The sequence below is a fragment of the Micromonospora sp. NPDC047738 genome (assembly GCF_040642675.1).
In the GTDB taxonomy this organism is placed as follows: Bacteria; Actinomycetota; Actinomycetes; order Mycobacteriales; family Micromonosporaceae; genus Micromonospora.
The window spans coordinates 1-1,313 of sequence record NZ_JBEYSO010000083.1; the positions used below are offsets into that span (position 1 = coordinate 1).

A 1,313-nucleotide genomic window follows, 5' to 3' on the forward strand; every position below is an offset into this window, starting at 1 on the left:
GTGGTGTTGTTCCAGGTGGTGAGGATCTGGTGGTGTTCGTTGGGTAGGAGGATGTCGAGGTCGTCGATGGGGGTGTGTGGGTGGTTGGCGGCTGCTTGTAGTAGGGCTTGTAGGCGGTGGGTGAGGGTTTCGATGGTGGTGGCGTTGAACAGGTCGGTGGCGTATTCGGCTTGGCCTTCGATGCCCAGTGGGGTGCCGGTGGCGTCGTAGTGGTCGGTGAGGTAGATGGCCAGGTCGAACGGGGCGACGTTGGTGTGGACCGGTTCGGCGGTGATCTGGGTGTTCGGGAGGCGGATGTCGGGTTGGTGGAAGTTCTGGAAGGCCAGGGCCACCTGGTAGAGGGGGTGGCGGGCCAGTGAGCGGTGGGGGTTGAGGGCTTCGACGAGGAAGTCGAAGGGCAGGTCCTGGTGGCTGTAGGCGTCGAGGTTGGTGGTGCGGGTTTGTTGCAGCAGCTCGGCGAATGTGGGGTTGCCGGTGGTGTTGGTGCGCAGCACCAGGGTGTTGACGAAGAAGCCGATGAGGTCTTCCAGGGCCGGGTCGGTGCGTCCGGCGGTGGGTGCGCCGATTGGGATGTCGGTGCCGGCGCCTAAGCGGGTGAGTAGGGCGGCCAGTGCGGCGTGGACGACCATGAAGAGGGTGGCGTTGTGTTGTCGGGCCAGGTCGTTGAGCTGCTGGTGCAGGGCGGCGGGGATGGTGAAGGTGGTGGTGGCGCCGTGGTGGCTGGCGATGGCTGGGCGGGGGCGGTCGGTGGGCAGGGTGAGGTGGTCGGGTAGTCCGTCGAGGGTTTGCCGCCAGTAGGCCAGCTGCTGCTCGCGCACGGTATCGAGCAGTTCGCGTTGCCACAGGGTGTAGTCGATGTACTGGATCGGCAGGGGTGTCCAGTCGGGGGCGTGGTGGTGCAGCCGGGCCTGGTAGGCGGTGGTGAGGTCGTTGGCGAGCGGCGCGAACGACCAGCCGTCGCCGGCGATGTGGTGCAGGGTGAGCAGCAGGACGTGCTGGTGGTCGTCCAGGGTGAACAGGTCGGCCCGCACGGGCAGGTCGTGGTCGAGGTGGAACGGCTGCTGGGCTGCGGCGGTGAGGTCGTCGCGTAGTCGCTGCGGGCTGGTGGTGTGCCGGTGCAGCGGCACGGAGAAGTCTTCGAGGACGTGCTGGGTGGGTTCGCCGTCGACCGGTCGGATCAGGGTGCGCAGGCTTTCGTGTCGGCCGATCAGGTCGGCCAGGGCGGCGTGCAGGGCGTGGTGGTCGACCGGCCCGTCGAACCGCAGCGCGTTCGGCAGGTTGTAGGTGGCACTGGGCCCCTCGAGCTGAGCCAG

The 1,313-nt window shown here is 67.5% G+C and carries 1 protein-coding gene; it reads right to left on the reverse strand.

The features are described from left to right. Positions 1–1,313: condensation domain-containing protein (locus tag ABZ783_RS37405; RefSeq protein WP_357447978.1), on the reverse strand; the 1,313-nt coding region annotated here is incomplete at both ends.